The 17,143-nt window shown below is 57.7% G+C and carries 18 protein-coding genes; 4 read left to right on the top strand and 14 right to left on the bottom strand.

From position 1 onward, the window contains the following. Positions 1 to 57: 57 nt before the first annotated feature. Positions 58 to 378, top strand: a complete 321-nt coding sequence (trxA, locus tag QE408_RS22770; RefSeq protein WP_062424674.1) for a thioredoxin — start codon at positions 58 to 60, stop codon at positions 376 to 378. A gap of 82 nt (positions 379 to 460) precedes the next feature. Here the strand turns inward: trxA and QE408_RS22765 are convergent, their stop codons facing one another. From QE408_RS22765 to QE408_RS22730, 8 genes are all read right to left on the bottom strand, one after another. Next, positions 461 to 1,804, bottom strand: a complete 1,344-nt coding sequence (locus QE408_RS22765) for a bifunctional folylpolyglutamate synthase/dihydrofolate synthase (protein WP_306934955.1) — start codon at positions 1,802 to 1,804, stop codon at positions 461 to 463. A 39-nt stretch (positions 1,805 to 1,843) separates the two neighbouring features. Further along, the gene (accD, locus tag QE408_RS22760; RefSeq protein ID WP_306934709.1) at positions 1,844 to 2,737 is read right to left on the bottom strand and encodes an acetyl-CoA carboxylase, carboxyltransferase subunit beta; all 894 of its coding nucleotides are present in this window, start codon (positions 2,735 to 2,737) and stop codon (positions 1,844 to 1,846) included. Between the two features lie 164 nt (positions 2,738 to 2,901). Then, the gene (trpA, locus tag QE408_RS22755; protein ID WP_306934708.1) at positions 2,902 to 3,729 is read right to left on the bottom strand and encodes a tryptophan synthase subunit alpha; all 828 of its coding nucleotides are present in this window, start codon (positions 3,727 to 3,729) and stop codon (positions 2,902 to 2,904) included. A gap of 1 nt (position 3,730) precedes the next feature. Beyond that, positions 3,731 to 4,951: a tryptophan synthase subunit beta gene (gene trpB / locus QE408_RS22750; RefSeq protein ID WP_306934707.1), complete on the bottom strand. Its 1,221-nt coding sequence runs from the start codon at positions 4,949 to 4,951 to the stop codon at positions 3,731 to 3,733. 2 nt (positions 4,952 to 4,953) lie between these two features. Continuing rightward, complete coding sequence (locus tag QE408_RS22745; protein ID WP_306934706.1) at positions 4,954 to 5,622, bottom strand: phosphoribosylanthranilate isomerase; 669 nt, start codon at positions 5,620 to 5,622, stop codon at positions 4,954 to 4,956. Positions 5,623 to 5,723: 101 nt separating this feature from the next. Then, positions 5,724 to 6,491: a M48 family metallopeptidase gene (locus tag QE408_RS22740; protein ID WP_306934953.1), complete on the bottom strand. Its 768-nt coding sequence runs from the start codon at positions 6,489 to 6,491 to the stop codon at positions 5,724 to 5,726. A gap of 45 nt (positions 6,492 to 6,536) precedes the next feature. Further along, a complete protein-coding gene (locus QE408_RS22735; protein WP_306934705.1) occupies positions 6,537 to 7,772 on the bottom strand; it encodes a polyhydroxyalkanoate depolymerase in 1,236 nt (411 codons plus the stop codon). Between the two features lie 141 nt (positions 7,773 to 7,913). Beyond that, positions 7,914 to 8,756 (bottom strand): fumarylacetoacetate hydrolase family protein, encoded by an 843-nt coding sequence (locus QE408_RS22730; protein WP_306934704.1) that lies wholly within the window; start codon positions 8,754 to 8,756, stop codon positions 7,914 to 7,916. Between the two features lie 132 nt (positions 8,757 to 8,888). Between QE408_RS22730 and QE408_RS22725 the strand changes: the two genes are divergently transcribed. Beyond that, positions 8,889 to 9,488 (top strand): nitroreductase family protein, encoded by a 600-nt coding sequence (locus tag QE408_RS22725; protein WP_306934703.1) that lies wholly within the window; start codon positions 8,889 to 8,891, stop codon positions 9,486 to 9,488. A 297-nt stretch (positions 9,489 to 9,785) separates the two neighbouring features. On the opposite strand, the gene gyrB is transcribed toward QE408_RS22725, so the two are convergent. From gyrB to QE408_RS22700, 5 genes are all read right to left on the bottom strand, one after another. Beyond that, positions 9,786 to 12,221, bottom strand: coding sequence for a DNA topoisomerase (ATP-hydrolyzing) subunit B (gene gyrB / locus QE408_RS22720; protein WP_306934702.1), 2,436 nt, complete (start codon positions 12,219 to 12,221; stop codon positions 9,786 to 9,788). Positions 12,222 to 12,382: 161 nt separating this feature from the next. After that, positions 12,383 to 12,748 carry a helix-turn-helix domain-containing protein gene (locus QE408_RS22715; protein ID WP_306934701.1) on the bottom strand — a complete coding sequence of 122 codons (366 nt, stop codon included), beginning with the start codon at positions 12,746 to 12,748 and terminating at the stop codon, positions 12,383 to 12,385. Then, the gene (locus QE408_RS22710) at positions 12,745 to 13,320 is read right to left on the bottom strand and encodes a Smr/MutS family protein (RefSeq protein WP_306934700.1); all 576 of its coding nucleotides are present in this window, start codon (positions 13,318 to 13,320) and stop codon (positions 12,745 to 12,747) included. Before QE408_RS22710 ends, QE408_RS22715 begins: the two co-directional genes overlap by 4 nt. Beyond that, entirely contained in the window at positions 13,320 to 14,435 is a 1,116-nt protein-coding gene (mltA, locus tag QE408_RS22705; protein WP_306934699.1) for a murein transglycosylase A, read from the bottom strand. The genes QE408_RS22710 and mltA overlap by 1 nt, the downstream gene beginning before the upstream one ends. Beyond that, positions 14,432 to 15,124, bottom strand: a complete 693-nt coding sequence (locus QE408_RS22700) for a Tim44/TimA family putative adaptor protein (protein WP_306934698.1) — start codon at positions 15,122 to 15,124, stop codon at positions 14,432 to 14,434. Before QE408_RS22700 ends, mltA begins: the two co-directional genes overlap by 4 nt. A 140-nt stretch (positions 15,125 to 15,264) precedes the next feature. Here QE408_RS22700 and QE408_RS22695 point away from each other — a divergent pair, with 140 nt between their 5' ends. Together QE408_RS22695 and secB are read left to right on the top strand one after the other, a co-directional pair. Then, positions 15,265 to 15,774, top strand: a complete 510-nt coding sequence (locus QE408_RS22695) for an FxsA family protein (RefSeq protein WP_306934697.1) — start codon at positions 15,265 to 15,267, stop codon at positions 15,772 to 15,774. An 83-nt stretch (positions 15,775 to 15,857) separates the two neighbouring features. After that, positions 15,858 to 16,340, top strand: coding sequence for a protein-export chaperone SecB (gene secB, locus QE408_RS22690; RefSeq protein ID WP_296016126.1), 483 nt, complete (start codon positions 15,858 to 15,860; stop codon positions 16,338 to 16,340). A gap of 78 nt (positions 16,341 to 16,418) precedes the next feature. On the opposite strand, the gene dnaQ is transcribed toward secB, so the two are convergent. Continuing rightward, positions 16,419 to 17,123: a DNA polymerase III subunit epsilon gene (gene dnaQ / locus QE408_RS22685; RefSeq protein ID WP_306934696.1), complete on the bottom strand. Its 705-nt coding sequence runs from the start codon at positions 17,121 to 17,123 to the stop codon at positions 16,419 to 16,421. Positions 17,124 to 17,143 lie beyond the last annotated feature (20 nt).

The following is a 17,143-nucleotide window of genomic DNA, read 5'->3' as shown; positions in this document are numbered from 1 at the left end:
TGCTCATCCCCCGCATCACATGAATGCCGAACAGATTCACTGAAAGGAGAGCCAATTATGGCTACCGTGAAAGTCGATACCTCCAACTTCCAGTCCGAAGTTCTCGAATCCGCCGAGCCCGTCGTCGTGGATTTCTGGGCCGAGTGGTGCGGCCCATGCAAGATGATCGCGCCGAGCCTCGAAGAGATCGCGACAGAACTCTCTGGCAAGGTGAAGGTCGCCAAGCTGAACATCGACGAAAATCCTGAGCTTGCTGCTCAGTTCGGCGTTCGCTCCATCCCGACGCTTGCCATGTTCAAGGGCGGTGAAGTGGCTGATATCAAGGTTGGTGCCGCTCCTAAGACGGCACTTTCCGCCTGGATTTCCAGCGCTGCCTGATCGTTTGCCAATGCAAGATTAAAAGAAAGCCCGGTTCTGCCGGGCTTTTTTCTTGGTCGCCGGTTGCGTGGTGCCTTCGCGATTATTGTGGCGGTGTGCCATTCAGCGCCAGCGCATTACCGGCGAGATAGAGCGATCCGCCGATCAGGATTCGCGGCGCGGGCTTGTTAGGGTCGAGACGCTTCGCCAACTCCTCAAGAGCTTCTTCGATGGAAGCCGTAGGAGCCGCCGTCAGTCCGGCATCAAAGACGGCGTGAGCGAGGACGACCGGGTCAATCGCTGCATCCGACCCGTGGATCGGCACGGTGAAGACGTATTCGGCAATGCCGGCGAAGGCCTTGAAATAGCCGACCTGATCCTTGGTGTTGATCATTCCGGCAATCAGAATCAGCGGACGCGCGCTCTTTTCTTCAAACCCTGCCATGGCTTCGGCGATGACTTCGCCCGCGCCAGGGTTGTGACCGCCGTCAATCCAGATTTCGCTCCCCTTTGGCGCGAGGTCGAAGATGCGGCCACGGGTGATGCGTTGCAGGCGGCCCGGCCATTCGACCGAGGTCATGGCCTTTTCGATCATGCGGTCGGTCACGCTGAAGCCGGCAGCCTTGACGGCGCGAATGGCAGCCGCGGCATTGCCGAGCTGATGGCGACCGGGCAGGCGCGGCAGCGGCGCATCGACAAGGCTGAACTCGTCCTGGTAGACCATGCGTCCATGTTCTTCATGGGCGGAGAAATCCTGACCATAGACGGCTGTCGGGCACTTCAGTCGCTCGGCCGTGGCGATCAGCACATCGAGTGCGGCGTCGTATTGCTGATAACCGATGACGACCGGCGAGCCGGTCTTCATGATGCCAGCCTTTTCCGCGGCGATGAGTTCGACGCGATCGCCGAGATAGGCCTGATGGTCGAGCGAGATCGGCATGATCACCGAGACCGCCGGATTGGAAATGACGTTGGTCGCATCGAAACGGCCGCCAAGACCGACTTCCAGAACCACCACATCCGCTGGCTGTTCGGCAAAGAGCACGAACGTCACGGCGGTCAGGATTTCAAAAACGGTAATATGCTGGCCATCATTCGCTGCTTCCACTCTTGCCAGGGCATCTGCAAGCATTGCGTCTTCCACCAGTCGCCCGGGTGCGCCGGAGACACCGATGCGATATCGTTCGTTCCAGTTAACCAGATGCGGTGAGGTGTGAACGTGGACGGCAAGGCCTGCCGCTTCCAGCAGAGCACGGCTGAAGGCAGAGACCGAGCCTTTGCCATTGGTGCCCGCCACATGAATGACGGGCGGCAGGCGCTTGTGGGGATTGCCGAGCTTCTCAAGGAGACGGGTGATCCTGTCTAATGATAGATCGAAGCCCTTAGGATGAAGCTGCATCAATCTGTCGATGATGCGTTCTGCCTCGCTCATGTCAGGCTTCGTCATATCTGTCATCCACCCCTCCGGAGCGATTTGTTCGAGGTGTCAGGCCGTGGCGGCCAGAGGCACGACATCCTTCGAGGTGTTGGCAGGCGTCTTCGTCATGATCTTTAAAAGATTGGCAAGCGTATCGGGGATCGCGTGGCGATCGACGACCATATCCACCATGCCGTGGTCGAGAAGATATTCCGAAGTCTGGAAACCCTCGGGAAGCTTTTCGCGGATGGTCTGCTCGATGACGCGCTTGCCGGCAAAGCAGATTTCAGCCCCAGGCTCGGCAATGTGGACATCACCCAGCATGGCGTAAGAGGCTGTCACACCGCCCGTCGTCGGGTTGGTCAGAACAACGATGTAGGGCATGCCCGCTTCTTTGAGCATGTTGACTGCAACCGTCGTGCGCGGAAGCTGCATCAGCGAGAGTATGCCTTCCTGCATGCGCGCACCGCCGGAAGCCGGGAACATGACGAGTGGGCAGCGCTCGGAAATCGCACGCTCGAATGCCTTGACGATCGCCTCGCCTGCGGCAATGCCGAGCGAGCCACCCATGAACTGGAACTCGTGCACGACGGCGACGATCTTCAGGCCTTGAAGCTTGCCGACGCCCGCCAGGATCGTGTCTTCCTGCTCGGTCTTTACGCGGCTATCGCGCAAGCGGTCGGAGTATTTCTTCGAATCACGGAATTTCAGCGGGTCCTGTGCCACTTTCGGCTGCGGCAGCGCCTCATAGGCACCGTCATCGAAAAGATCGGCAAGGCGCGCCTTCGCTGGCATCTTCATGTGGAAGCCGGACGCGGGAATGACCCACTTGTTATCTTCCAGATCCTTGTGGAAGACCATCTCGCCGGTTTCCGGGCACTTGATCCAGAGGTTTTCCGGGGTGTCCCGGCGGCCCAGCATGGAATTGATCCGCGGGCGTACGTAATTGGTAATCCAGTTCACGTTCTTCACTCCTGACTGTCCGCGCTGAACCGACGATCCTTCGGCAGCAGTTGAGCGGAATGGTGACGCATCGCTGCGATTTCAACCTTATTCCGCTCGTCTTTTCTTAATTCAAAATCAGCATGGCGATTTCAAGTCGGTGCCGACCTGATACCGCCTTGGTCTTATGCGCGCGAGGCGCGCACGCCCGTCGAAAGGCCCTTTACCAGTGTTGTTACCGCTGGCACAGTGTCATTCGTCGCCTTGCCATCCTTGGTCAGGCTCAGCGCGATCTGGTTGACGATGGCCGAACCGACCACGACACCATCGGCCACCGCACCGATCGCCTTTGCGTGATCGGCCGTCTTGACGCCGAAGCCAACGCAGACGGGCAGATCGGTATGCGACTTGATCCGCTCCACGGCACCGGAAATCGTCGATGGATCGGGCAAGGCCGAACCGGTGATCCCGTTCATCGAGACATAATAGACGAAGCCGGAGGTGTTCTTCAGGACGGTCGGAAGACGCTTCTCATCGGTTGTCGGCGTTGCCAGACGGATGAAATTGACGTCCTTCTCGACAGCAGGGATGCACAATTCGTCATCCATCTCCGGTGGCAGATCGACCACGATCAGGCCGTCGATTCCGGCGGAAAGCGCATCGTTCAGAAACTTATCGACGCCATAGATGTAGATCGGATTGTAGTAACCCATCAGCACGATCGGCGTCTCGTCATCTTCCTTTCGGAATTCACGCGCCAGATCGAGCGTGGTTGCCAGCGTCTGGCCACCCTTTAGCGCCCGCTGTCCGGCCATCTGGATCGCCGGGCCGTCCGCCATCGGGTCGGAAAACGGCATGCCGAGTTCGATCACATCGGCACCGGCTTCCGGCAGAGCCTTCATGATGCCGAGCGAAGTTTGGAAATCAGGATCGCCGCCCATGAAGTAAGTCACGAGGGCCGGACGATTTTGCGCACGCAGATCGGCAAAGCGCTTGTCCATACGTGCAGTCATATCAAAGTCCCATTCCCAGAATTTTACCGACCGTGAAAATATCCTTGTCGCCGCGGCCACAGAGATTCATCACAATGATCTCATCCTTGCCCATCTTCGGCGCACGCTTGATGACTTCCGCCAAGGCGTGGCTTGGCTCGAGTGCCGGAATAATGCCTTCCGTGCGTGTCAGCATCTGGAAGGCCTCAAGCGCCTCATTGTCCATGATCGGCACATATTCCACGCGACCGGCATCCTTCAGCCAGGAATGCTCAGGCCCGATGCCCGGATAATCGAGACCGGCCGAGATGGAATGACCTTCCTTGATCTGGCCGTCACCGTCCTGGAGAAGATAGGTGCGGTTGCCATGCAGAACTCCCGGCGATCCGGCGGTCAGCGAGGCGCAATGCTCTTCACCGTCCAGACCCTTACCTCCCGCCTCGACGCCGACAATCTTGACGCTCGTATCATCGAGGAATGGATGGAACAGGCCGATGGCGTTGGAACCACCGCCCACGGCTGCGACCAGCATATCCGGCAAACGACCCTCGAGTGCCAACAGTTGCTCACGCGCTTCCTTACCGATAACCGACTGGAACTCTCGCACCATTTCGGGATAGGGATGCGGGCCAGCTGCTGTCCCGATCATATAATAGGTATCGTCGACATTGGTGACCCAGTCGCGCAGCGCCTCGTTCATGGCATCCTTCAGCGTGCCGTGGCCAGCCGTCACAGGCTTCACTTCGGCACCGAGGAGCTTCATGCGGAACACGTTGGGCGCCTGACGCTCCACATCCGTCGCGCCCATGTAGACCACGCACGGAATACCAAAGCGTGCGGCGACCGTCGCGGAGGCCACGCCGTGCTGACCGGCACCGGTTTCGGCGATGATGCGGGTCTTGCCCATGCGCTTGGCAAGAAGGATCTGGCCAAGGCAGTTGTTGATCTTGTGCGAACCGGTGTGGTTCAACTCATCGCGCTTGAAGTAGATCTTCGCGCCGCCAAGCTCAGCGGTGAGGCGTTCGGCGAAATAGATCGGGCTCGGGCGGCCGGTATAATGGGTGTTGAGGTGTTCAAGCTCCGCCTTGAACTCCGGATCGTTCTTAGCCTTTTCCCACTCGGCTTGCAGGTCGAGGATCAAAGGCATCAGCGTTTCGGCAACGAAGCGGCCTCCGTAGATACCGAAGCGTCCGTCCTCATCGGGACCGGCGCGAAACGAGTTGGGTTTCAGCGTTTCGTTCACTTTCAAACTCCCTGCAGCCTAGCCGATCGAACCGCATCGAAAAATGCGTCGATCCTGGCCAAATCCTTTACACCCGGCGCGCTTTCCACGCCTGAGGACACATCCAGTCCACCCGCCCCGGTTTTCGCCAGAGCCTCAGCGACGTTATCGGCGTTCAGACCTCCGGAAAGCATGTAACTCACGCCTTCGTCAAGAGAATGCAGAACGCTCCAATCAAAGGAGACGCCATTGCCTCCCGGCAGTTCAGATCCCGCCGGTGCCTTAGCATCGAAAAGAAAACTGTCCGCGATCCCGATATAGGGATCGATCTTGGCGAGATCATCGGCGTCACGAATAGAAAAAGCCTTCATCACCGGCAGGCCGTAGAGCGCCTTGATGCTCAATACGCGCTCCGGGCTCTCGCTGCCATGCAATTGAAGGATATCAGGTTTCAGAAGATCAATGATCTCATCCAGCTCGTCGTTGTCAGCATTGACGGTGACGGCAACGATCTTGACGCTGCCACGGACGGCATCCGCCAATTTACCGGCAATATCCGGCTCGATGTGGCGCGGGCTCTTTTCGAAGAAGATGAAACCGATATGCGTCGCCCCACGCCGGACCGCGCGTTCGACGGCTTCCGGCGTTTTCAGCCCGCAAATCTTGATGTCCGGTGTTCTGGCACTTTTCATGACTGGGACGTGACATGAAAAGGCGTGCGAGTCGAGCCAAAATGCGGGGGAAGACGATCAGCCCAGACATGTTTCACGTGAATCCAAACCTTTGATTGAGCTCAATCGAAGTCTATGGCGTGAAGTTGAGACCCGTTCTGCTTTAGCCAGGCTTTTGCCTTCTCCATCTCCGGGCAGAGCTTCTTGCAGAGTGCCCAAAATTTCGGTCCGTGGTTCATCTCTTTCAGATGGGCGACTTCGTGAGCGGCGAGATAATCGATAACGCTTTCCGGCGCCATGACGATGCGCCAAGAGAAGCTCAGGTTGCCTTCGTGCGAACAGGACCCCCAGCGGCTGCGGGTATCCTTCATCGAAATGGAGCGCACCGGCCTTCCAACAGCCTTGGCGTGGATTGCGACAAGCCGCTCAAGATCGGCGCGTGCTTCCTTCTTGAGGAAGGTCGCCACGCGGCGTCCGGTATGTTCGGGCAAACCGCTGACCTTGAGCAGAGGCTGACCGTTTTCATCCTGGGCGATATGGGTGATACCGCGCATCGATCTCGTGTGCCGGATGGCGTGCGGCGTGCCGCGGATGGAAATGGTCGCACCATCGCTCATCCCCGTTGGCGCGGAAAACTTGGAAAACTTGGCTTCCAGCCAGCCCTGATGACGATCAAGAAACATGTCGACCTGCGCGTGATGCAGACCGTAGGGGATGGTCAGCGTCAGTGCTTTACCGCCCGGCTCGATGCGAAGCGTGATGCGTGTTGCCCGCTGATTCTCCTTGATGGTGATCGGCACATTCCGCCCGCCAACGTCCACCGTGCGTTGAGTGAACACCGGTTTGCGGGAAGACGTCGATTTTGGGGACTTTCGAAGCAGCGAAAACATGACGCCGTCATAGCGCTTTCCGCCTCCAAAAGCCATCCGCTCCGTTCACCTCCAGGGTTGATGGTCTTTGAAAAAGGCCACCATCTGCGGAACGATCTCTTTGCGGAAGCGCGAACCGTTGAAGACGCCGTAATGGCCGACATCCGGCTGCATATAATGGCGCCGTTTCTCTGCTGGCAGATTCAGGCAAAGATCATGCGCCGCCTTCGTCTGGCCGACACCGGAGATATCGTCATTCTCGCCCTCGACGGTGAAGAGCGCAACGTTGCGTATCGCAGCCGGATCAACCACCCTGCCCCTGTGCATCATCGTGCCTTTTGGAAGAGCATGCTCGATAAAGACGGTCTCGACGGTCTGGAGGTAGAACTCGGCAGTCAGATCCATGACGGCGAGATATTCGTCGTAGAACTCCCGATGCTTTTCAGCCGAATCGCCGTCGTTCTTGACGAGATTCAGATAGAAATCCTTATGCGCCGTCATGTGCCGGTCGAGGTTCATCGACATGAAGCCGGAGAGCTGGAGGAAACCCGGATAGACGGAACGCCCGAAACCCGGTTGTGGCCACGGAACAGCCATGACGACATTGTCGCGAAACCAGTCGATCGGCTTTGCTTTTGCCAGCTCGTTGACGCCGGTGGGATTGATGCGCGTATCGATCGGTCCACCCATCAGCGTCATCGACGCCGGTGCGAGAGGATCTTGATCCGCCTCCATCAACGCCACGGCAGCAAGAACCGGCACTGAGGGCTGGCAGACGGCAACCACATGGGCGCCACTACCCAAGTGATGCAGCATCTCGATCACGTAGGAGATGTAATCATCCAGATCGAAGCGGCCTTCCGTCAGTGGAACCGTACGCGCATCGATCCAGTCGGTAATGTAGATATCCGCATGGGGGAGCAGCGCTTCCACCGTGCCGCGCAAAAGCGTGGCGTAGTGACCGGACATCGGTGCCACCAACAGGATTTTAGGATCGGCTGGCCTATTTTCGGGAGGCGCACGATTGAAGTGGATCAGTCGGCAGAAGGCTTTCGACCAAACCACCTCTTCAGAGACCGCGGTGATTTTGCCATCGATCACGGTCTTGGAAATCCCGAATTCAGGCTTGCCATAGCGACGCGTCAAACGCTCGAAGACTTCGAAGCCTGCGTCAAGGCTGCGGCCAAAAGCGGTGTTGAACAGGGGATTAAGAGGATTGTTGCACGCCTGGCGCATCAGGTCGGCACCGGCCCGCAAGGGTGCCATGGCCGCATGGTTCATTTCATAAAGATGGTAGAACACGAATAAACGCCTCCCGTCGTCATCGTCGTCTTTTGTGACAGTCTAGCATCTTTTCGCAGTTGCACAAAACTGCTTGGTTCAGCCCTGCCCCCTCCTCCGCCGGATACGGAGCGCGAGGAGAGGGCTGGACCGGTTCATTCTTTAGATATCGGCGACGAACGTCTGCTTCTGAGAGCCAAGACCTTCAATGCCAAGCTCGACAACATCACCGGCTTTGAGGAAGCGCTGTGGCTTCATGCCGAGACCGACACCCGGAGGCGTGCCAGTGGAGATGACGTCGCCTGGATGCAGAGACATGAACTGGCTAAGATAGGACACGACATTGGCAACACCATAGACCATGGTCTTGCTGGAGCCGTTCTGCATGGTCTCACCATTGACCTTCAGCCACATGCCGAGGTTCTGCGGATCGGCAATCTCGTCCTTGGTAACGAGCCATGGGCCGATCGGGCCGAAGGTGTCACAGGACTTGCCCTTGGTCCACTGGCCCTGGCGCTCCGTCTGGAAGGCACGTTCGGAGACATCGTGCGAGACGCAGTAGCCAGCGACGTAATCGAGCGCGTCGGCTTCCGACACATATTTCGCTGTCTTGCCGATGACGACGCCGAGTTCGACTTCCCAGTCGGTCTTTTCAGAGCCACGCGGAATGACGACATTGTCGTTCGGGCCGACGATGGCCGAGGTGGCCTTCATGAAGATGACTGGCTCGGGTGGAACGGCGGCACCGGTTTCCGCAGCATGGTCCGAGAAGTTGAGACCGATGCAAATGAACTTGCCGGTTCCGGCAACGCAAGCGCCAATGCGATCTTCGGTGAGAACCGGAAGCGTGGACAGATCGAGTGCCGCAATCTTCTTCAAGCCTTCCGGCGAAATCGCTTCGCCGCCAATGTCCTTCACGTGGGCAGAGAGATCGCGGACTTTTCCTTCCGCATCGAGAATGGCGGGCTTTTCGTGGCCGGGCTGGCCGACGCGCATCAGTTTCATGGATCTCTCCCAGTTGTCAGACAAGATGATGCATATATGAACGAACTATTTATCCTTGTCACCCCTTGACCATGAAGAGGCCGAAAAAATACGATCGCCATTCCTTGCCTCCTCTGTTGATAAGGACAGATCATGACGACCAGCAATTCTCGTGAGACAGATTATCCTATTCACCCTCTTTTTCTCGATCGCTGGTCGCCGCGCGCCTATGACGGCGAGCCGATACCAAAGGACGATGCGCTGACGATCCTCGATGCAGCGCGATGGACGCCCTCTGCTTCCAACCTGCAACCTTGGCGCTTCGTCTATGCACTTAAGGGCTCGCCAGAATGGGACGGGTTCGTCAGCTTTCTGATGGAAGGAAATCAGCGCTGGGCCAAGAACGCTGCGGCCCTGATCGTCATCCTGTCGCGCACCTACAATCTCCGCGATGGCGAGAAGAAGCCTGCGACCACCCACTCCTTCGACGCCGGTGCTGCCTGGTTTGCTCTTGCCATGCAGGCGCATAAGCTTGGTTATCATGCCCATGGGATGGCCGGCATATTCAAGGATAAGATCGCCGAGCAATTGGACGTGCCGGAAGGCTACGCCGTGGAAGCCGTGGTCGCGATTGGCAAGATCGCCCATAAGAGCACGCTTCCTGATGATCTTGCAGAACGGGAGGTACCGAGCAAAAGGCTTCCGCTGTCGGAGATCGCGTTCGAAGGTAAGTTCACCGGAAAGGCGGACTGACGTTCGGGAGATCCGAATATTAGCCGGATTCTAAAGAATCAGGCGATGCCCGAGAAGACGCTCGGAATCTGACTCGCCATGCGATTGTAGTCGGGCTCCTTCACTCTCACGCCATCCTCTGACTTGATCCGAGGAGTACCAGCGCCGCTCTGAATGCAATGTAGCAAATATCATGTCAGCTCCAGCTTGATGGAGGCGCAGCCACCCCTTCTCATCAGCAAAAAACCCGGCATCGCTGCCGGGTTTCTTAACAAACTGTTTCACGTGAATCGTGATGCAACACGATCCACAGCCAAATCAGATATCGAGGTTCGCGACGCTGAGCGCGTTTTCCTGAATAAAGTCGCGACGTGGTTCGACTTCGTCGCCCATCAAGCGGGCAAACAGCCCGTCGGCGTCGGTCGCGTCATTGACCTTGACCTGGAGGAGCGAACGCACATTGGCGTCAAGTGTCGTTTCCCACAGCTGCTCGGCGTTCATTTCACCGAGACCCTTATAGCGCTGCATGGAGAGACCCTTGCGCCCTGCGGCAAAGATCGCTTCCAGAAGCGCGCGGGGACCGGAGATCTGCAGGCTTCCATCCTTGCGTTGCAAGACCGGGACGGTTGCATAGACCTCGCGGCTGCGCGCCGCCAGCTGATCGATATGGCGGGCATCGGCGGAACCGAGCAGGCCCATGTCGATGGTGGAAAGTTCCTTGACGCCGCGCACCATGCGCTGGAAGCGCAAGCCGCCATCGGCCAAAACCTCACCAGACCAGCCGCGCTCCGTCTCTTCAGCGATCATGTCCAGACGGCGAGAGACTTCAGCCACCGTCGCGTCTGCCTGGCTGGCGTCAGCCGAGATTTCAGGATTGAGCGCACCGGCGATCGCCGCCTGCTCCACGACGGAACGGTTGTAGCGGGAGTGCAGGCCATCGATCAGCGAACGCATGCGAACGGCATCCGCAATCACTTCGCGCAAATCTTCTCCAACTCGAACTTCGCCGGAGCCAAGCGTCAGCGATGCTTCCTCTATCCCCATGGAGATCAGGTAATCTTCAAGCGCCTTTTCATCCTTCAGATACTGAACGGACTTGCCGCGCGTCACCTTATAGAGCGGTGGCTGGGCAATATAGAGATGGCCGCGCTCGATCAATTCCGGCATCTGGCGGAAGAAGAAGGTCAAAAGCAGGGTGCGAATATGGGCGCCGTCCACATCAGCATCGGTCATGATAATGATCTTGTGGTAGCGCAGCTTATCGGCATTGAACTCGTCCTTGCCAATCGACGTGCCAAGCGCTGTAATCAGTGTGCCGATTTCCTGGCTGGACAGCATCTTGTCGAAGCGGGCACGTTCGACATTGAGGATCTTGCCGCGCAGCGGCAGGATCGCCTGGGTCTCACGTGAGCGTCCCTGTTTGGCCGAACCGCCAGCGGAGTCACCCTCGACGAGGAAGAGTTCGGACTTCGCCGGATCGCGCTCGGAGCAATCCGCAAGCTTGCCCGGCAGCGAGGCGATATCGAGCGCGCCCTTACGACGGGTCAGCTCGCGTGCCTTGCGCGCCGCTTCACGTGCGATGGCAGCTTCGACTACTTTGCCGACAAGGATTTTCGCTTCCGTCGGATGTTCTTCGAACCAGGTGCTGAGCGCTTCGTTGACGAGATTTTCGACAACCGGACGCACTTCGGAGGAAACGAGCTTGTCCTTGGTCTGCGACGAGAATTTCGGGTCAGGAACCTTCACCGACAGAACGGCAGTCAGACCTTCACGGCAGTCTTCGCCCTGAAGCGAGACTTTTTCCTTCTTGGTGATGCCGGAGCTATCCGCATAGGAGGTGACCTGACGCGTCAGCGCACCGCGGAAGCCTGCCATATGCGTGCCGCCGTCGCGCTGGGGAATGTTGTTGGTAAAGCAGAGCACATTCTCGTGGTAGCTGTCGTTCCACCACATGGCCACTTCCACCGTGATGCCGTCCTTTTCGCCGCGAATGGAAACGGGCTTATCCACCAGCGGCTTCTTCGCGCGGTCGAGATAGCGCACGAAGGCTTCGAGACCGCCATCGTAAACCATCTCCTCCTGCTTGATATCGGAGTGGCGCTTGTCGGTCAGAAGAATGCGAACGCCGGAATTGAGGAAGGCGAGTTCGCGCAGGCGATGTTCGAGGGTGGCGTAATTATATTCCGTCATGGTGAAGGTATCGGTGCTCGCCAGGAAGGTGACTTCCGTGCCGGAGCGGCCTTCATATTCGCCGATGACTTCCAGCGGCTTATCCGCGACGCCGTGGGTGAAGGAGATTTCATGGACCTTCCCATTGCGGCGGATACGAAGCTTCAGCCAGACGGATAGGGCGTTGACGACCGAAACGCCCACGCCATGCAGACCACCAGATACCTTATAGGAATTCTGGTCGAACTTGCCGCCGGCGTGGAGCTGCGTCATGATGACTTCAGCAGCGGACACGCCTTCGCCGGTGTGTATGTCTGTCGGGATGCCGCGGCCGTTATCCGTGACGGTGACGGAGCCATCGGCATTCAACGTCACGGTGACGAGATCGGCATGACCGGCCAGCGCCTCGTCGATGGCGTTGTCCACCACCTCATAGACCATGTGGTGAAGGCCGGACCCATCGTCAGTATCCCCGATATACATGCCGGGACGTTTGCGCACAGCATCGAGGCCCTTGAGAACCTTGATCGAATCGGCTCCATATTCCGTATTCACGCTGTTTTCGCTCGACGGTGTTTCAGTCATAAGCATTCTTTCCAATGGGCGCTGCCAGAGCGCACCGCTTTTTCGGGCGCGCAATCGCAGCGAATCACTTTCAATCCAGTTGGCCGACTATAGGAATTCCGCCCCGATATCCAAAGTCTGCGCCCCTCAAACCCTCGATAAAACAGGGGATAGCGCGACTTTCAGTCACAAGAACGGCCTTTTTGCAGCACGGCTGATAACTCGTCTATCACAGTCGGAGGCAGCTTGCGAATATCACGCGCAAGAGCGTTGGCAAAAGCAGTATATTCCGGCGCAAGACCCGCCGTATCGATGGTGACACGGGGATGCGATGTACCCGCCAAGCGGAACAATTCCTCGGCGTCATCCCAGATGATGTTGAAGTATCCAGCAATGCGCTGCAACAGATCAAAGCTTGGGGTACCACGTTTCCCGTGTTCCAGAGCAGAGAGATAGGCAGGCGAGACGCCGATTGCGAGTGCCATCTCTTTTTGCGTCACGCCCTTTTGCTCTCGCAACCGCCGGACCGCTTCGGCAAAGGGTGTCACGTCTTGTCTCCGCGCCTGCGGGCCAGCCGCACGTAAAGTGCGCCGTCCCCTCCATGGTTCATGGAGGCGTCCTCGTAAGACGAGATCAGGTGGCGGTATTCGGGTTTGGAAAACCACATGGGGACCGCGCGTTTCAAAGCACCGTCGCTGCCCATGGACCGGCCCTTGCCGGTGATCACCAATACATGGCGCAAGCCCCGCTCATGCGCACGCACGAGGAAATCGAGCAACACCGCATGCGCTTCGCTCTGGAACATGCCGTGAAGATCGATGCGCGCCTCAAGCGCCAGGCGACCGCGGGTCAGCTTACGCTTGACCGGCTTTTCCAACGGATGATGGACCCGGTCCTTCTTCACATTCGGCGTGGAAGGCTCGGGAACCGGCTCTATGATCATGCGCGGAAACGGTGGAATGGACTTAGTGGGCGCGACGGGTTGCGCTGGCGCAGGCTCCGCCTCGACATCCTCGAAGGTCAGCAACTCTTCCATGCGCCCGGACATGGGTCGTGCCGTCCGGGCGACCTTCCCCCAGAGAACACGCTCCTCCTTGCCGAGTTTGCGCCCACCCTTCATCAGGAATACCTTTTCGCAGCCTCTTTCGGGATGAGTATAGTGAAATCCGCTTGATTGCGCACGGTGCCTGCAAGCTCCCCTGCTCCGTCACCCGAGCCGGTGAAGATATCGCCCCGCGCCGGTCCGACGATGGCAGATCCGGTATCGAGCGCCAGCATCAATCGCGCAAAGGGCTTTCCGCCGTCCAGATGGGTGAGGCTCGGAGACTGGATGAAGAACGGAAAACCAAAGGTATGGATCAAGCGGTCTACGGCGAGAGATCGCCCTGCAACCAGCGGCACCTTGGCCGCGGCGATCGGCCCGAGATCGAGCCCGTCGACTGCTGCCTCACGGAAGAAAATGTAGGATCGATTGTGCCAGAGCACTTCATCCACCTGGTCGGGATGATCGGCAAGCCACTGACGGATCGTCTGCATCGAGATGGTCGCTGGATCCAATTCTCCGCGATCCAGCAAGAGGCGACCGATCGGCGAAAAGCGGTGCCCAGTCTTTGCAGAATAGGTAATGCGTTTCAGTGACCCATCCGTAAATCTGAGCCTTGCAGCGCCCTGAACATGGACGAAGAACAGATCGACCTTGGATTTCGCAAAGGCGATTTCGAGACCCCTGCTCTCAAGATAGCCCTGATCGATCTGCCGACGATCCGGATATTCGGAAATTTGACCGTCCTTCTCCAAGGCAAAAGCGTAATAGGGATCGATATGGGAGGGGCGGTTTCCGTCATCGAGATCGATCAGATCGGCCGGCCGATTGTAGATCGGATATTTCCAGACATTGTCTCGTATGGCCGAGACCTCAAGTTCCGGCTCGTAGAAAGCGGTAACGAAGCCGCGCTTGTCATCCGGCAAAGTGATCCGGAAGGGAACGCAGTGTTCCTCGAAGAAGGCACGTGCCTGATCGGGACCGCCAATATTTGCAGTCTTTGCCTTTTCCAGCAGCGCGGTTAGGTCCTCGGCTGTGAGGCCTAAGCTCGCAGTGCGATAGGGTTTGCCCTTGGTAAGATAGTTCAGAATATCGCCCATAGCGGCAAAAAGGGCTGAGGGATCATCCTGCCCCCAGCCCTCCAGCTCATCAAATGACACCTGTGTCAGGTGAAAATCAGCGTCCGTGCTCATGCTTCGGATTCGGTTGCGATCAGTTTCCAGTTCGGATCGCGCGAACGGATATCACGGGAGAAGGTCCAGATATCGTCTACTTCGGATACGTTTTCAGGGTCTCCATCCACCAGCTTGCCGTCCTTGTCGTAGGTGGCGGATATCAACTGGCTGATAATGCGCAATGTGATCTGCTCTTCTGAACCACGCACCGCAGCCTGGGTGATATCGATCGTCTCGATGCCGACGAAGGTGGACTTCACCACTTCGCCGCGCTTTTCGCGGTCGGAGATTGCCGCATCGAAACCCTCATAAACTTCCTTGGACAGGAGATTCTTCAAGCTGTTGCGGTCGCCATCGGCAAACGCCATGACGATCATCTCATAGGCCATGCGGGCACCGTTGAGAAATTCCTTGGGCTGGAAGGACGGATCGCTCTCGACCAGCTGACGCAAGGAGTCGTTCAGAGCAGAACCGGGAGCCGCCACCGCATCCACAGCGGCAAAACGATTTTCCTCGGTCTCGCCACGCTTCGGCAAGGTAACGACCTTGTTATCGTCAACCGGCGCTTTTGCAGCTTCACGGGCGCTGAAAGGATCAAATGGCGGCTTCTCGTTGCCGGTGCGGCGGCCAAGCACACTGCGCAGCTGGAAAAAGATCAGCACCGCCGCCACAAGGAAAAACAATGTTATGAAGTCGCTTGAGCCCATCTTTTACCGAAACCACCATTTAAATCCAATGTTGAACCATCATATAGTCTGCATCCGTGCAATCTTCAAATATGCAGGTTCAATCGGCGGTTCCTGCAGATCGGTTTTCTGCTCACATTACAACACGCAAGGCTAGAAATATGCGTTTCTCACTGCTGCCGGTCATCGTCCTGCTGATGCCCATTCTGGAAATCGCCGGCTTCATCGTCGTCGGAAAGGCAATCGGTCTGTGGCCAACCCTTGCGCTGATCGTGCTCACCTCGATGCTGGGCCTGATCATCCTGCGCAATGGCGGGCTTGGCATGGTGCGTAATCTGCAAAATGCAGGCCGCACCGGCGACCAGCCGGCAGAGGCGCTTGTCAGCGACGGTATGCGCGTGATCGCGGGTATTCTGCTCTTCGTTCCCGGCTTCATCACCGATGTCATAGGGCTTCTTCTGCTCGTCCCGGCGGTGCGGAGGTTTTTCTGGAAGGCGTTCTGGCCGAACATCATCGTCACGGATTTTGCCCGCGGAGGCTTCCGCAGCAACCCACGTGGTCCGGAATCATCGAAAGTGGTCGATCTGGATGATGAGGATTTTCATAGAGAAGGCCCAAACAATTCACCCTGGTCACCGGATCGCAACGACCGCGATCTGCCGAGACACTAACTCTCCGGCGGGGGCGGAAGGGTTGTAAGCCCCCGGCCCAGATGATAGACGGCTTTCACGGCATTCACTTTGCGAGGCATATCATGACCACTGAAAATGGTGCACAGAACGGCGCGGCGCCGTCTCTCAATATTCTGACCCAGTACACGAAGGATCTTTCATTCGAAAATCCGGGTGCACCGCGTTCGCTTCAGGCTCGTGATGGCGCGCCTTCGATCAACATCAATGTCAACGTCAATGCAAACCCGATTTCCGGTTCGGATTTCGATGTTGTCTTGACGCTGAACGCCGAAGCCAAGGATGGCGACAAGGTTCTGTTCGTGGCCGAACTGACCTATGGCGGCGTCTTCCGCATCACCGGCTTCCCGCAGGAGCACATGCTGCCGGTCCTCTTTATCGAGTGCCCGCGCCTGCTCTTCCCCTTCGCCCGTCAGATCATTGCAGACGTGACACGCAATGGCGGCTTCCCGCCACTGATGATCGACCCTATCGATTTCGCGCAGATGTTTGCTCAGCGCGTCGCTGAAGAACAGGCCCGCTCTCAGGTCCAAGCCGTTCCGAACTGATCGGATCGAAACACACCCATTCAGAACCCGGGTTCAAACGCCCGGGTTTTTTGTTGGCCGGATGGCAGGTCGGAAACCTCAGGATGACTGGCGGTATTTGTTCCAGATCGCCTTGTCGCCCATGGACTGAACAAGCTTCTCATGGGCCGCCAGTGCCTGCACATCAAGTCGCGGTGGGAGTGGCCGCTCACGCTGTAGCGGTGCCACAGGCTGTTCGTCCTCATGCATGGCGACTTGCGTTTTCGCCGCCGAACCAAAACCCAGCGCCGTCTGACGACCACCGATCATCTCGATGTAAACTTCCGCCAAAAGTTCGGAGTCGAGCAATGCGCCGTGCTTGTCACGACGCGAATTGTCGACGCCATATCGACGGCAAAGCGCATCGAGGGAATTCGGACCCATAGGATGCTTCCGTCGCGCCAGCGCCAGCGTATCCGTCACCCATTCCGGCGACACGGGCTCAATACCCAAGCGGGCAAATTCCGCGTTGATGAAACCCATATCGAAGGTGGCATTGTGCGCCACCCAACGGGCGCCATCGAAAAATTCGCGAATCTGGCCGACAACATCGGCAAATTTCGGCTTGTCCTGGAGAAACTCATCGGTGATCCCATGCACCGCGAGCGCATCCGGATGCACCTTACGATCTTCCGGATTGATGTAGATGTGGATCGATCTGCCAGTTGGAAAATGATTGACGAGCTCAATCCCGCCAATTTCAATGATGCGGTCGAACTTGGACTCCAAGCCTGTGGTTTCCGTATCGAAAATAATTTCGCGCATCGAATTCGTATCCTTGTACA

It is taken from the genome of Agrobacterium larrymoorei (assembly GCF_030819275.1).
Classification (GTDB): Bacteria; Pseudomonadota; Alphaproteobacteria; order Rhizobiales; family Rhizobiaceae; genus Agrobacterium; species Agrobacterium larrymoorei_B.
The sequence above is the reverse complement of the archived record's forward strand: the minus strand, read 5'-3'. Positions and strand labels throughout refer to the sequence as shown.

Coding starts and splice junctions, on each gene's coding strand:
- mltA (WP_306934699.1), bottom strand. CDS start 14,435: ATGAGCACGGACGCTGATTTTCACCTGACACAGGTGTCATTTGATGAG.
- trxA (WP_062424674.1), top strand. CDS start 58: ATGGCTACCGTGAAAGTCGATACCTCCAACTTCCAGTCCGAAGTTCTC.
- QE408_RS22730 (WP_306934704.1), bottom strand. CDS start 8,756: ATGAAACTGATGCGCGTCGGCCAGCCCGGCCACGAAAAGCCCGCCATT.
- trpA (WP_306934708.1), bottom strand. CDS start 3,729: ATGACTGCACGTATGGACAAGCGCTTTGCCGATCTGCGTGCGCAAAAT.
- QE408_RS22700 (WP_306934698.1), bottom strand. CDS start 15,124: ATGGGCTCAAGCGACTTCATAACATTGTTTTTCCTTGTGGCGGCGGTG.
- gyrB (WP_306934702.1), bottom strand. CDS start 12,221: ATGACTGAAACACCGTCGAGCGAAAACAGCGTGAATACGGAATATGGA.
- QE408_RS22740 (WP_306934953.1), bottom strand. CDS start 6,491: ATGTTTTCGCTGCTTCGAAAGTCCCCAAAATCGACGTCTTCCCGCAAA.
- QE408_RS22725 (WP_306934703.1), top strand. CDS start 8,889: ATGACGACCAGCAATTCTCGTGAGACAGATTATCCTATTCACCCTCTT.
- dnaQ (WP_306934696.1), bottom strand. CDS start 17,123: ATGCGCGAAATTATTTTCGATACGGAAACCACAGGCTTGGAGTCCAAG.
- secB (WP_296016126.1), top strand. CDS start 15,858: ATGACCACTGAAAATGGTGCACAGAACGGCGCGGCGCCGTCTCTCAAT.
- QE408_RS22710 (WP_306934700.1), bottom strand. CDS start 13,320: ATGAAGGGTGGGCGCAAACTCGGCAAGGAGGAGCGTGTTCTCTGGGGG.
- QE408_RS22745 (WP_306934706.1), bottom strand. CDS start 5,622: ATGAAAAGTGCCAGAACACCGGACATCAAGATTTGCGGGCTGAAAACG.
- QE408_RS22765 (WP_306934955.1), bottom strand. CDS start 1,804: ATGACGAAGCCTGACATGAGCGAGGCAGAACGCATCATCGACAGATTG.
- QE408_RS22695 (WP_306934697.1), top strand. CDS start 15,265: ATGCGTTTCTCACTGCTGCCGGTCATCGTCCTGCTGATGCCCATTCTG.